General features: G+C 38.1%; 7 protein-coding genes. 1 reads left to right on the forward strand and 6 read right to left on the reverse strand.

Annotated elements, in window-relative coordinates; genetic code table 11:
• Position 1: 1 nt before the first annotated feature.
• Complete coding sequence (locus G9Q29_RS10900; RefSeq protein WP_166137096.1) at positions 2-916, forward strand: TIGR01777 family oxidoreductase; 915 nt, start codon at positions 2-4, stop codon at positions 914-916.
• An 87-nt stretch (positions 917-1,003) separates the two neighbouring features.
• Here the strand turns inward: G9Q29_RS10900 and G9Q29_RS10905 are convergent, their stop codons facing one another.
• The 6 genes from G9Q29_RS10905 to G9Q29_RS10930 all read right to left on the reverse strand — a co-directional run bounded on the left by G9Q29_RS10905 (position 1,004) and on the right by G9Q29_RS10930 (position 14,216).
• Complete coding sequence (locus tag G9Q29_RS10905; protein ID WP_166137099.1) at positions 1,004-1,552, reverse strand: acyl-CoA thioesterase; 549 nt, start codon at positions 1,550-1,552, stop codon at positions 1,004-1,006.
• Positions 1,553-1,918: a 6-phosphogluconate dehydrogenase gene (locus G9Q29_RS10910; RefSeq protein WP_166137102.1), complete on the reverse strand. Its 366-nt coding sequence runs from the start codon at positions 1,916-1,918 to the stop codon at positions 1,553-1,555.
• Positions 1,919-1,924: 6 nt separating this feature from the next.
• Entirely contained in the window at positions 1,925-3,295 is a 1,371-nt protein-coding gene (gene rmuC / locus G9Q29_RS10915) for a DNA recombination protein RmuC (RefSeq protein WP_166137105.1), read from the reverse strand.
• Between the two features lie 153 nt (positions 3,296-3,448).
• Entirely contained in the window at positions 3,449-6,856 is a 3,408-nt protein-coding gene (locus G9Q29_RS10920; RefSeq protein ID WP_166137108.1) for a T9SS-dependent choice-of-anchor J family protein, read from the reverse strand.
• A 703-nt stretch (positions 6,857-7,559) separates the two neighbouring features.
• The gene (locus G9Q29_RS10925; protein WP_166137111.1) at positions 7,560-8,393 is read right to left on the reverse strand and encodes an outer membrane beta-barrel protein; all 834 of its coding nucleotides are present in this window, start codon (positions 8,391-8,393) and stop codon (positions 7,560-7,562) included.
• Positions 8,394-8,555: 162 nt separating this feature from the next.
• The gene (locus G9Q29_RS10930; protein ID WP_317164742.1) at positions 8,556-14,216 is read right to left on the reverse strand and encodes an MBG domain-containing protein; all 5,661 of its coding nucleotides are present in this window, start codon (positions 14,214-14,216) and stop codon (positions 8,556-8,558) included.
• Between the last annotated feature and the right edge of the window lie 74 nt (positions 14,217-14,290).

Below are 14,290 nucleotides of genomic sequence, written 5' to 3' on the forward strand. Positions count from 1 at the left end.
TATGAAAAAGAATGTATTAATTAGCGGCGGTACTGGATTTGTTGGAAAACATCTAACGGATTTATTGTTAAAAAAAGGGTATTCTGTATCTATTTTAACTAGGAGTGTAAAACCAAATCAACCAGATGTTTTTTATTTTAAATGGGATATAGCTCAGCAAACTGTAGATGAAAAGGCTGTTGCCAAGGCTGATTTTATTGTACATCTTGCTGGTGAGAATATTGCTGACAAACGCTGGACTGCAAAACGTAAAGCGGCAATTATTGAAAGTAGAGAGCAATCAACGGTTTTGCTGTATTCAATAATTAAAAAACAAAATAAAAAGCTTGAGGCTTTTGTATCTGCTTCAGCAATTGGTATTTATGGCGCTGTAAATGGTCCTGAAATTTGTACCGAAGAAATGCTTCCTGCAAATGATTTTTTAGGTTATACTTGCCATAAATGGGAGGATTCTTTAGATTTTATTGAAAACAGAAATATTCGAACTGTAAAAATCCGAACTGGTTTGGTTCTAGGAAAAGGAGATGGTTTTTTGTCTAAATTGGCTCCCTTATTTAAGTACAGATTGGGTGCTATCATTGGCAGCGGTAAGCAATATATGCCATGGATTCATATAGATGATCTGTGTGAGATGTATGCTATGGCACTAGAAAATAATGAAATGCAAGGTGCCTATAATGCAGCGGTTCAGGATGACACCAATAATGCTATTTTTTCTAAAACCCTAGCATGTGTCTATCGCTATTCGATCTGGTTGCCAGCTGTGCCCGAGTTTGTTATTAAGCTAGCAATGGGCGAAATGTCTAAAATAGTACTAACAGGTCGCCGAGTTTCTTCTCAAAAAATTGAAGCTGCTGGTTTTCGTTTTCAATTCAAAAACCTTGAAGGAGCCTTGCGTAACTGTTTAAGTAAATAATGTAATTCTTTCACAAATTATACTCTAGAACGTATTCTATTTACAAATTAAGAACTCCTTCGAAGTTTTTATTTTCTAAAGCTATTCTTAACGAAGGTCTAATTTAATATTGTGCTGATCTAAGCTGGCGAGTGCTTCGGGTGAACTGTAATCGAATATTTCTTCGTGAAGGTCCTTTTCCTTTTTTTGGGCAATTTGTTTGATGCAATTAAAACAACGTCGAACATCATTCATTGTAGACAAAATCAAACCAGGAACGGCTATACTTTTGCCGCTGTTGTCTTTGGCTACCATTGTAAAATAAGAGGAGTTACAGTGTTTGATTTCGCCTGTTTGAATGTTTTCTGATTCTACACGAATGCCTACAATCATAGAGCTATTGCCTACGTAATTCACGCTGGCTTTCATCGTTACTAATTCGCCCACTTCAATGGGGCGTAAAAAATTGACTGTATCTACTGATGCCGTAACACAATAATGTCCTGAGAATTTAGAAGCACATGCAAAAGCAATTTGATCTAAAAGGGATAAAATGTAGCCGCCATGTATTTTTCCGCTAAAATTGGTATGGGATGGAAGCATCAATTCAGAAATTTTAATATCTGAACTCGCCACGGTTTTATACGAAGTTTTCATCTACTTGATTTTGAAAGGAGAATTTACTTTTTTTACTGAAGTGATAAAGTAACGCGTGTCACCCCACCATGGGAAAGTACGGTATTTTTCAACATAATTTACTTGAACGTATTGGCCTTCCATTTCTTGCAATTGTGTAATTACTTCAGCTTCGCTGTCTAAAACAGAAAATGAAAATATTTGTGCACCAGAGATACCTTGACTGATTTCGCCTTCCCAAGTTTTAAAAATAACTCCTTTATTACTCACTTTAATTAATTCACCAGAGCGCACTCCCTCGCTGTAAGTGGCATTATATAAAAAAGTGAAATAGGAAACTAGTCCTAACACGATTACTGCTAAAGTGATCATTAAAAATTTTCTCATTTGTGCTTAGTTTAATAGTTTGTTTTCGTCTTTTTCTGCTCGATTTATGATACTTTCGGGTAATGCTTTTTTAGCTTTTGCGCCCATTTTCTTTAATTTTTCGACACTAGTTATTAGGTTTCCTTTTCCTTCCACTAATTTGTTCATTGCGGCTGCGTATTCCGTTTTACTTTCATCAATTTTTTTGCCAATTTTGATCAAATCATTAACAAATCCTTCAAATTTATCGTAAAGTGCGCCTGCTTGTCTTGCAATTTCAAGGGCATTTTCTTGTTGTTTTTGGTTGGTCCACATGCTATCGATGGTGCGCAAGGTAGCCAGTAATGTAGAAGGCGTGACGATGACAATATTTTTTTCAAAAGCTTTATTGTAGAGGCTGTTGTCTTCATTTAATGCAACAGCAAATGCCGGTTCAATAGGGATAAATAGCAGTACAAAATCAGGACTTTCAATATGGTATAGATCGTGGTAATTTTTGTTTCCTAATTGTTCTACGTGGCGTTTTATCGAGTTTACATGTTCTTTTAGCCAACCTAATCTAATGGTGTCATCTTCTTCGTTGCTGTATTTTTCGTAGGCAGTTAAGGATACTTTTGAATCGACAATCATTTTCTTACCATCAGGTAAGTTAATCACTACGTCAGGAAAAACACGATTACCTTCTTCGGTTGTAAAAGCTTGTTGCACTTCGTATTCTCGTCCTTTTTCGAGTCCTGATTTTTCTAAAACGCGTTCCAGAACTAATTCACCCCAATTGCCTTGCATTTTGCTATCGCCCTTTAAAGCTTTGGTTAGATTGATAGTTTCTTTACTCATTTGAATATTCATTTCACGTAAGCCTAAAATTTGTTGGCGTAAAGCGGCATGATAATCAATACTTTCCTTGTGGGTATCTTCTACCTTTTTTTCGAACAACTGAATTTTATCTTGTAGCGGTGACAAGATATTTTTCATGTTTTCTCTATTTTGTTCGGTGAATTTATTCGATTTTTCTTCGAGAATTTTATTGGCTAAATTTTCAAATTCTTTAGTGAATTTAGCTTGTAGTTGTTCCACTTCTTCTTTTTGCTCCTTGTTGCGTTCCCAAAGATTTTCAAAGTCGACTTCTTTTTTGGAGAGTTGAATAGCTAGGCTGTCTTTCTCGTTTCTGATGCGTTCTTTCTCATCGTTAGTTACTTCAATTCGTTTTTCAAATTGCAGCTTTTCTATACTTGCCTGCTCTTTTACTTGTGAATATTGTTGCGTAAGAGCAAGAATTTTTTCTTCCAAACTTATTTTTTCGCCTTTTGCTTGAGCGGTAAAAAGCAATTTCCCGATAAAAATTCCAATGCCTAGGGCTACAATAAAAACGAATAAGAATGTGAGTAGGTTGGTCATAAATTAAATATTTGTCAGTTGGTAAAAGTAAGGAAAAGATTGTAGGTTTTGATTACGACAAACAAATTAGTGTCGTGTTTTATCGCTTTACACCATAAAAAAAGCCAGATTTCAGAAGGATGAAATCTGGCTTTTTAGCGTTGCTTTTAAAGCTTATTTTTTAATTATTTTTTGAGTGTAAATTACCTTTTCACCGCTTGTTACGGTATAAATGTAAATGCCTGTAGGTAATTGGTCTACATTAATCGCAGCTGAACTACCATTTGAAGTAGCTTTTAAAACCGCTGGTTTTCCTACTTTACGACCAAGAAGATCGTAGAATTGTACACTAGTTTTTTCACTATCAGTGCTAGTTACATTTACATTAAAAATATCGTTCACTGGATTTGGATAACCGTTTACAGCAGTGCTATTGGTTACTGGATTAGATAATCCAAGTGTAGTATCTGCTTTTAATTCAAAACGAGCAATAACCGGTCCGTGGTCTGAAGTGGTGTTAACGTAATTTGTGATTTCAGGACGTGGGTCGTACACTTGAATAGAATTCGCGATGTACTCGTCATTTAACTCATTCGAGATTAAGATGTGATCTAGAAATCCTCCAGAAGATAAGAAACTAAAAGCACCTGCTTTACTAATTTCTAATGTCAATGCATTGTAACGAGCGGTATCTTCAACCAATTTTTGGTATGATGAAGGGTTGCCAGCAATTACAGAGACATCTACGTCGTCATTAAAATCACCTAACAAAATGATGTTAGCATCTGGATATTGAGTATCTAAACTGTCTTTTAGTAATTCAGCATCATATTTACGCATATTGTAACGCGTAATGTCGGTACCACTATTAGCACGAGCGTGTAAATTAACTATTTTAAGGTCTTTTTTAATACCACCAATATTAGTTTCAAGTTCTACCATGTACGGTAAACGACCAGATGAATAAAAGCTTTCACCAGTACTTGGGTAATTAGGTAAAGTAGTTGTCCCAGCACGAACATCATCGTACAATTTGCTAAACATGACACGTGTCTTTTTAACAGAAGTAGTTTGAGTATTGTACAAGACAACTAACTTTTGAGGTGGAAAATTAGGATCGGCTGGTTGGTAAGAGCGTGACCACACAGGAGAAACTGCTTTTGCAAAAGTTTTTCCGTTCACATTTATTTTTGTAATCAAAGTCTCTAAAGCAGCATCATCAGATACTTCTTGTACAGCGTATACATCAGCATTTAAAGTGTTCATTACTTTTGCTACATTATCTATTTGTAGTGCGTCATCTGTTGGGCCAAATTCAGCTCCGCTAGTATCTTTTACATCAGTACCAAAAAACTCTAAATTGTAAGTAACGATATCAAAAGTTTCAGATTTAGTTAAAGATGAAGCATTTAACATACCTAATTGTTGGTTCAATCCTGTTCCATTTAATTGCAATGGTCCAGCACTATTTAACTCTTTTGTCGTTGGAGCAAAACGAGCATAAAGCGTAATTCCAGCCAATGCTTGTTCAGCAGTTACTTGTACGTTGTTTTGAAAGTTAGTATTATCCAAACTCAATTGATAGTACAGGGGTGCTGTTACAGTTATTGCGCCGTATCCTCCAGCCATGAAACTAAACGATTGACTGGCAGAAACTGTATTTGGGGCGATTTCACCAAAATTTAAAGTTGGTATTGTTGCGATGAAAGCAGCTTCATTTGTAATTTTTACATCATCAAGTGTCCACTCAGCACTGTCTGTAGCTCCATTCAAACCTGATTCATATACCCATGCAACATAAGTGCTGTTTGATTTATAGGCTTCAAGATTGATAAATTGCGACTGTTTGAAAGTTCCTGTTGTAGTTGGAAAATCACCATTTAAAGCAGTCCATGTAGCTGTTTCAGGATTGCTTTTTCCATCATAATTGGTAGATACCATTAATTTTAAAGTAGTTCCCGAAAAGAATTTTCTACTGAAAAAAGATAACAATGGGAATTTATCAAATGAATTTAAACGCATTGCTGGCGAAATCAACCAATCTTTACTTGGTCCATTTTCTGAAAATCCATTCATTTGTACTGCTGCAGGTGAGCTATTAAAACGAGAAGTTGTACTGCTCCATTTTACTTTATCTCCCGCTACACTGTATGAGGTCCAACCGCTATTAGTCAATACATTTATATCGTTAAAATCTTGAGTGTACGGGTTGATTCCTACTCCATTAACAGCTACTGTTTTTGATGAGCCACCTGCAGTTGCAAGTGTAATTACTCCAGATTTTACCCCAGTTGTTGTTGGGTTAAATTGTACAAACACTTTTGGAATAGCGTTGTTTGCGAATTCGCTAACTTCAAAGCTTAAACTACTTTGAAAACCAGTGCTTTCTGTTTTTGAAATTAAAAATTCTGAAGGAGCAGTAACTGTAACCGCCTGGGTTAAATTTTGTCCTTGAATACCGTAGTTCAAAATTGAGCTTGAAGTATTTTGTTCCACAAAACTAAAGTTCAATTCATTTACAGTGGTAGTAATTGAAGGTACTGCAACATTCGAAGTAGTTACATTTAGTAAGGTGCTTGAAGCTTGTAAATTCCCTGAAGTATCCTCAGATACAGCGTAAACATTGTAGCTTGTTCCTAATGTTAATCCGCTCACCGCAGCAGTGTAAACAACGGCAGGATCGGCTATCACAAGAATTCCTGTTTTAAGTGCAGCCGAATTATTAGAGTCGGTTCCTGCTTTAATTTGCGCAACGCTAGGGGCAGGGCTTCCAGCTGGTAAAACGACAAAAAAAGTTTTTCCGTTTTCATTAAGTTGTGTAGCAAAGTCAAATCCCTCTGAAAGAATATTGTTTATTTTTGGAAAACCATCTGCATATTTTGGGGCTTCTGTATCGTTTGTAATACTGATGTTATCAATGGCAAAGGAAGGACGAGAGCCGCTTCCAGAAACTTGTCTGGAAATCCATCTGAGTTGCACAATATCTTTGTTTTCGCAATCGGTGGGTAATTGTATTTTTATCTTTTGTGAATTCTGCTCTGCTGTTCCTGCTGATTGCGGAGTAGTATTATTTGCGTAAGCAGTGGTAAGTAAGTTTACAAAAGCATCTGTGGTTCCTACGCGATACTGTAAAATCATATCGTTGATTCGGATATTGTTCGTTCCGTTATATGGGTTACGAATAACCATAGCATCATATTCTACAAAAATTCCAGATTTACCTGTGGTTTTTATGGCTAAAGCAATCGTTAAGTCTAATGAATTGCTGTTCAAAAAACCAATTTTACCGTTGTAGTTGTGCACATTTCCACTAGTTGTTGCAGCAGTACTGCTTGCTGTCAAAACTCTGTCACCAACTATAGTTGCCGATGTGTTGTAACTGCTTCCAGGTGAAGTACTGGCTGTCCATCCTTGAAATCCGTCTGGATAAGTAGTTGATGCAACATCAAGAGCATTAAAATTTTGTAAAAACGGCAAGGCTTGAGGGGTTGGCTGTGTACCTTGTGCCGAGATATTCCAGCTGAATGCCAGAAGTACTAATAAGAAAAACGCTAAGGTTTTAAATGCGTAATTGTGTTTCATAGGGTAACAATTAATTAATTGGGCACAAAAATAGAATTCCTAAGGTTAAGTCAATATTATATTTGTCTTTTTTGAGAAATTCTGGGATGAATTTGCCAATTATTTGACTGTAAAAGTTTCGTTAACAATAATAATTTTATATCTAGGGAATAACCTTCCGAAATTTTTTACAAAGCTTTGAAAAAGAAAGTTATCCAAATGAGTTAAGAGATATAAAGCATATCAAAAATACTCTGGTGAGATAGGTATGATAGCATTAAAGGTTTATAAATTGACAAAACGTTCGTAAATTTTGTAGAGAGGAGTTCTATGTAAAAAGAGGTTTACAAGGATCTTTCGGGGAAGTAATAAATTTGGGAACTGGAATAAGTCTGTAACGAGATTATTTTAAAAAGATATTTCTATCAAAAATAACGATAGATATCATTTTTATTTATTAATATTTGATTTTTTTAGTTATCGATCTCGTATTATCAAATAGTAGTCAATATGATTCACAACTTCATATAAACTTTGAACAACCACTCTACATTGAAAGATTGTGGAAAATGTTACTCTTTGTTAAATCAAATTGGCCAATCGGGGTAAACATCTCAAGCAAGGCAGATTCAGTTTAAACGAATTTTTGGGAAAGAGATTTTTTTTCATAAAAAAAGGTCTTGATTATGAGTCAAGACCTTTGGTATTATTTTAAAAAATGAAATTATTTAAAATTCCATCCGAGTGTTAATCCGAAAGCTACCGGCTTAATTTCAGCATCTTTATCAGTACTGTATAAACCATTAGTTTTTCTGTCAGTTACTGATGTAGGGTTATAGCTAATATAGGTTTCGTTTTGATTTTGGTCTAAGATGGTACCATATCCATTTTCAAGAAACATGGCCGCGTATAAAGAACTCTTCTTTCCCATATCAAATGTAAATCCTAACTCAAAAGAGCTCATTATAATTCCTTTTGTTTTGTATTCTCCTGATGCGGAATAATTATTTTGTTGACCAAAACCATATTCTGGTAAGTCAATAATGGTAAGGTTGACATCTGGATAATAAGCAGTACCATTTGCATAATCAGCAGTTGCATTAATTTTATAGTTTACAGGTAAAAAATATTTAGCACCAGCTCTAAAATTAAAATCAATGCCAGTATTTATATTTTTTTTATACTGCACAAAAAGAGGAATTTGTACTGCTTGTAAAGTCTGTTTTTCTCTATAATTGTTTGTAGTGATGTTATAAACAAAGGCGGAAGTTGAAATATCAACTTCAAAATTTGAAAGCGTTGCAGTAGGCTGAGAAAACGAAACTTCTTGTTTGTATTGAGAGAACTCAATCCCTGTACCAATTCCGAAATGCGAGTTTAAAGAGTACACGTAACCAGCTTTGATAGCTGCTCCAAGACGATTACCTGTTTTTATGCCAGCGATATCACTCTGGATATTACCTACTCCAGACTGTATTCCTACATAAACCTGTGCGGCTATTCCTTGCGAAATCAAAAAAGCGGTTGTTCCAATTATGTTTTTAAGATTGAATTTCATAGGTGTAAAATTTATTTTAGTGGTCTTGTATGTTGTTGCCTTTTTATATTTAAGTTTTTGTTCTCGTAAAATTGTTGATATTGGCGATTGCATACATCTTTTTTTATTTGAATAATCCATCCTCATTCGTGAAAATGAGGATGTCCTATTCTGTAAATTATTTTAATTTTTTACTAGAAGGTTTTTAGTAAAATACTTACCATTTGCTAAAGTTATTTTTACAATGTAAATACCCTCAGCACTCGGAGCTAACAAGTCAACAGTGTTTTGACTTGTATTGACAGTGGTTAATAAGTTTCCTGTTAAGCTAAATAGTTCAACACGTGCGTTTTGTATTCTGCTCGCGCTAATGTTGGTTATTAACTGAAAACTTGCATTACTTTTTACTGGGTTTGGAACAACTCTCATGTATTCCTCTTCAACAGTTGGCGAGAGAGTTAACGGACAGCTTGTAATTAATGTACCGTCTAGTTTTGTCGCAACTGCATAATAAGTTCCATTTAGAGCTCCACTTTCTTTGAAATACTGTGAAGTTTGTCCAGGAACTAAAACTCCATTTTTATACCAGATGTACGATTTGAAATTCTTCGAACTGTTGTCAAAGAATATAACATTTTCAAATTGTTTTCTAATTAAGTTAGGCTGACTAACTACAACTGGTAAAGCTACAGTTGGAGCTGCATTGTAATTCAAGTTACCCGGCTGAGATGCTGTAACAGTTGCAGATCCATAATTTTGGAATAATAATGAATTATTTGAAACGGTAACAATATTATCATTTGAAGAAGCATAATTTACTGCTAAACCACTATTTGAAACAGCAGTTAAAACAACATTAGTTTCTCCATTGCAACCAAATCCTAACGTCTGATTCCAAGTAATTAGCTGATCGGCCTTAGTAATAGTAAAATTAGAGCCGTTATAAGTAATGGTATAATTTCCACCAGCGCTTAAGGTGCCTTGTGTAATAGGGTAGGTCCCAGCGTTCTCTCCAGCAGTTCTTGTTAAGGCACCAGTGAAAGAGTCGCCACTTACTAAATTTGGTGAAACAGTGTAAGAGTAAACTGGATCCGTTGTACCATATACCTTGGTTTGTAATGCATTTGCAGTTACTGTGATCGGTTTTGCTGTAATAGTAAAATCTCTACTTACATAAGTAATGTTGTAGTTAGCTCCTGCACTTAGGTTACCTATTGTGATTGCATAGTTTCCGATATTCTCTCCAGCGGCTCTAGTTAAAGCTCCTATGAAAGCATCGCCATTTACTAAACTTGGTGAGAATGTGTAAGAGTAAACTGGATTCGTATTTCCATATACTTTAGTTAGTGAAGCGTCTGCCGTTACTGTGATCGGTTTTGCCGTAATATTAAAATCTCTACTTACATAATTAATGTTATAATTAGAACCTGCATTTAAGTTTCCTTGTGTAATAGCATAGTTTCCGATGTTCTCTCCTGCAGCTCTAGTTAAAGTTCCTGTAAAGGCATCAGTACCTACAAGACTTGGCGAAATTGTATAAGTAAAAGTAGGATCTGTTGTTCCATAAACTTTTGTTTGTGATGGAGTTGCTGTTACAGTAACTGGTTTTGCAGTAATAGTAAAATTAGAACTTGCGTAACTTATGATGTAATTAGTTCCGGCACTTAAACTTCCTTGGTTTACAGTATAAGTTCCTGTATTTTCCCCAGCAACCCTTGTTAAGGCTCCTGTAAAGGAATCACTACCAACTAAACTTGGTGAAACTGTATAAGTAAAAACTGTATCTGTTGCTCCATAAACTTTCGTTTGTCCGGCTGTTGCGGTTACTGTAATTGGTTTAGCGGCAATGGCAAAGTCAGTACCAACATAATTAACTAAATACTTAGACCCAGCTGAAAGCGAACCTTGGTTGATAGCATAAGTACCAATATTTTCGCCACTAACTCTTGTTAAAGAACCAGTAAATGAATCTCCTGAAAGCAAACTTGGTGACACTGTATAAGTTAAAACAGGATCACTTTCACCATATACTTTAGTTTGAGAAGGTGTTGCAGTTACAGTAACTGGGATTTGATTTAATTTCAGTACATAATTAAATGTAGCAGTACAATTATTAGCATCAGTAGCAGTAACCGTAAAATTACTATCAGTAATTTGAGTTGAAATACCTGTTAATTGTCCAGCTGTTGATAATGAAAAACCAGAAGGCAAACTTCCCGTTGTAACGGCGTACGTTTTAAAACCTGTACCTCCTGAAGCTACTATAGTCTGACTATATCCAGTATTGTAATCATAACCAGGCAAAATAGTTGTTGTGAAATTGATTGATGTTGGCTGTGTAATTGTAAAGTTTCGAGTAGCGACACATCCGTTAGCATCGGTTACTGTTACTGTATAAGTTCCTGCAGAAAGCCCAGTTGCTGTTGCAGCTGTTCCACCAGCAGGAGACCATGAGTAATTATATCCACCAGCACCACCCGAAGGAGTTACCGAAGCAGAACCATTAGATCCTCCATTACAAGATACATTTGTTTGCGCAGCAGTTGCGGTACTAATAGTCGTTGGTTGTGTAATTGTAAAGTTACGAGTAGCCGTACATCCGTTAGCGTCTGTTACTGTTACGGTGTAGAGTCCAGCACTCAATCCCGTTGCTGTAGCAGCAGTTCCACCAGATGGTGACCATGAGTAGGTATATCCACCAGCACCACCAGAAGCAGTTACCGAAGCAGAACCGTTAGATCCTCCATTACAAGAAACATTTGTCTGTGCAGCAGTTGCCGTACTGATAACCGTTGGTTGGGTAATTGTAAAGTTTCGAGTAGCGGTACACCCGTTAGCATCGGTTACCGTTACAGTATAAGTTCCTGCACTTAATCCGGTTGCAGTTGCAGCTGTTCCACCTGAAGGAGACCAAGAATATGTATATCCACCAGCACCACCCGAAGGAGTTACCGAAGCCGAACCATTAGAGCCACCGTTACAAGAAACATTTGTTTGCACAGCGGTTGCCGTACTGATAACCGTTGGTTGGGTAATTGTAAAGTTGCGAGTAGCCGTACAAGAGTTAGCATCGGTTATTGTTACGGTATATGTTCCTGCACTTAATCCGGTTGCTGTAGCAGCGGTTCCACCTGATGGAGACCAAGAATAAGTATAACCACCAGCACCTCCAGAAGGAGTCACCGAAGCAGAACCATTAGATCCACCGTTGCAAGACACGTTTGTTTGCGCCGCAGTTGCCGTACTGATAGTCGTTGGTTGTGTAATAGTAAAGTTTCTAGTAGCCGTACATGCGTTAGCATCGGTTACCGTTACAGTATATGTTCCTGCACTTAATCCGGTAGCTGTAGCAGCCGTTCCACCCGAAGGCGACCAAGAATAAGTATATCCACCAGCACCACCAGAAGGAGTCACTGAAGCCGAACCATTAGATCCACCGTTACAAGACACGTTTGTTTGTGCCGCAGTTGCCGTACTGATAGTCGTTGGTTGTGTAATAGTAAAGTTTCTAGTAGCCGTACATGCTTTAGCATCGGTTACCGTTACAGTATATGTTCCTGCACTTAATCCAGTAGCTGTAGCAGCCGTTCCACCCGAAGGCGACCAAGAATAAGTATATCCACCAGCACCACCAGAAGGAGTCACCGAAGCAGAACCGTTAGATCCTCCATTACAAGAAACATTTGTCTGTGCAGCAGTTGCCGTACTGATAACCGTTGGTTGGGTAATTGTAAAGTTTCGAGTAGCGGTACATCCGTTAGCATCGGTTACCGTAACAGTATAAGTTCCAGCACTTAATCCGGTTGCAGTTGCAGCTGTTCCACCAGCTGGCGCCCACGAGTAAGTATATCCACCAGCACCACCAGAAGGAGTTACCGAAGCCGAACCGTTAGATCCTCCATTACAAGATACGTTTGTTTGTGCAGCAGTTGCCGTACTAATTGTTGTTGGTTGTGTGATGGTAAAATTACGAGTTGCCGTACATGCGTTAGCATCGGTTACCGTTACAGTATATGTTCCTGCACTTAATCCGGTTGCAGTAGCAGCCGTTCCACCCGAAGGTGCCCATGAGTAAGTATATCCACCAGCACCACCAGAAGGTGTAACGGAAGCCGAACCATTAGATCCACCGTTGCAAGAAACGTTTGTTTGCGCAGCAGTTGCCGTACTAATTGTTGTTGGTTGAGTAATTGTAAAGTTACGAGTAGCTGTACAAGAATTTGCATCGGTTACAGTTACAGTATATGTTCCTGCACTTAATCCGGTAGCTGCAGCAGCTGTTCCACCTGAAGGAGACCAAGAATAAGTATATCCACCAGCACCTCCTGAAGGAGTCACTGAAGCAGAACCATTAGAACCTCCATTACAAGATACGTTTGTTTGCGCCGCAGTTGCCGTACTGATAGCAGTTGGTTGCGTGATTGTAAAGTTAACAGTAGTAGTACAACTGTTTGCATCCATTATAGTGCAAGACCAAGTTCCAGCGCTTAATCCTGTTACTGATCTTGTTCCATCACCTGTTGGGGTACCTGGAGTCCAGTTGTAGGTATATCCACCCGCTCCACCTGTTGGAATATTAATCGAGGCAGCACCATTAGAACCTCCGTTGCACGAAATATTGGTTTGAGAAGCTGCAGTTGCTACTATAGCCGTTGGTTGTGTAATTGTAAAGTTTCTAGTAGCTGTACATGCGTTAGCATCGGTTACTGTTACGGTATACGTTCCAGCACTTAATCCAGTAGCTGTAGCAGCCGTTCCACCCGAAGGCGACCAAGAATAAGTATACCCACCAGCACCACCAGAAGGAGTCACCGAAGCCGAACCATTAGATCCACCGTTGCAGGATACGTTTGTTTGTGCAGCAGTTGCCGTACTGATAGCAGTTGGCTGTGTGATGGTAAAGTTACGAGTTGCGGTACAACCGTTTGCATCTGTTACTGTTACGGTATAAGTTCCTGCAGCAAGTCCAGTTGCTGTAGCAGCTGTTCCACCAGCAGGAGACCATGAATAAGTATATCCACCAGCACCACCAGAAGGAGTTACAGAAGCTGAACCATTAGATCCACCGTTGCACGACACATTTGTTTGTGCAGCAGTTGACGTGCTGATAGAAGTTGGTTGTGTAATTGTAAAGTTTCGAGTAGCTGTACAAGAATTAGCATCTGTTACTGTTACTGTATAAGTTCCTGCAGAAAGCCCAGTTGCTGTTGCAGCTGTTCCACCAGCAGGAGACCATGAGTAAGTATATCCACCAGCTCCGCCAGAAGGAGTTACAGAAGCTGAACCATTAGATCCACCGTTGCACGACACATTTGTTTGCGCAGCAGTTGCTGTACTGATAGCAGTTGGTTGTGTCACTGTAAAATTTTGCGTTCTGGTACAACCATTAGCATCGGTCACAGTACATGTCCAAGTTCCTGCTGTTAAACCTGTAACAGAAGTAGTTCCGTCACCAGTTGGTGTTCCCGGAGTCCAATTGTAGGTGTAACCGCCAGCTCCTCCTGTTGGTGTATTGATAGCAGCGGCACCATTTGAACCTCCAAAGCAAGATACATTGGTTTGAGAAGCAGGCGTTACTGAAATAGCAGGTGATTGTGTCACTGTAAAACTTTGCGCACTGGTACAACCATTAGCATCGGTCACAGTACAGGTCCAAATTCCAGCTGTCAAGCCTGTAACAGAGGTAGTTCCGTCACCTGTTGGGTTACCCGGTGTCCAATTATAGGTGTATCCACCAGCTCCTCCTATTGGTGTATTGATAGCAGCGGCACCATTTGAGCCTCCAAAGCAAGATACATTGGTTTGTGAAGCAGGTGTTACTGAAATAAAAGGTGGTTGTGTCACTGTAAAATTTTGCGCTCTGGTACAACCATTAGCATCGGTCACAGTACATGTCCAAGTCCCAGCTGTTAAACCTG

It is taken from the genome of Flavobacterium turcicum (assembly GCF_011365745.1).
Lineage (GTDB): Bacteria > Bacteroidota > Bacteroidia > Flavobacteriales > Flavobacteriaceae > Flavobacterium > Flavobacterium turcicum.

Excerpts from the sequence above, each read along its gene's own strand:
- G9Q29_RS10900 (WP_166137096.1), top strand. The coding sequence starts at position 2 with ATGAAAAAGAATGTATTAATTAGCGGCGGTACTGGATTTGTTGGAAAA.
- G9Q29_RS10905 (WP_166137099.1), bottom strand. The coding sequence starts at position 1,552 with ATGAAAACTTCGTATAAAACCGTGGCGAGTTCAGATATTAAAATTTCT.
- G9Q29_RS10910 (WP_166137102.1), bottom strand. The coding sequence starts at position 1,918 with ATGAGAAAATTTTTAATGATCACTTTAGCAGTAATCGTGTTAGGACTA.
- rmuC (WP_166137105.1), bottom strand. The coding sequence starts at position 3,295 with ATGACCAACCTACTCACATTCTTATTCGTTTTTATTGTAGCCCTAGGC.
- G9Q29_RS10920 (WP_166137108.1), bottom strand. The coding sequence starts at position 6,856 with ATGAAACACAATTACGCATTTAAAACCTTAGCGTTTTTCTTATTAGTA.
- G9Q29_RS10925 (WP_166137111.1), bottom strand. The coding sequence starts at position 8,393 with ATGAAATTCAATCTTAAAAACATAATTGGAACAACCGCTTTTTTGATT.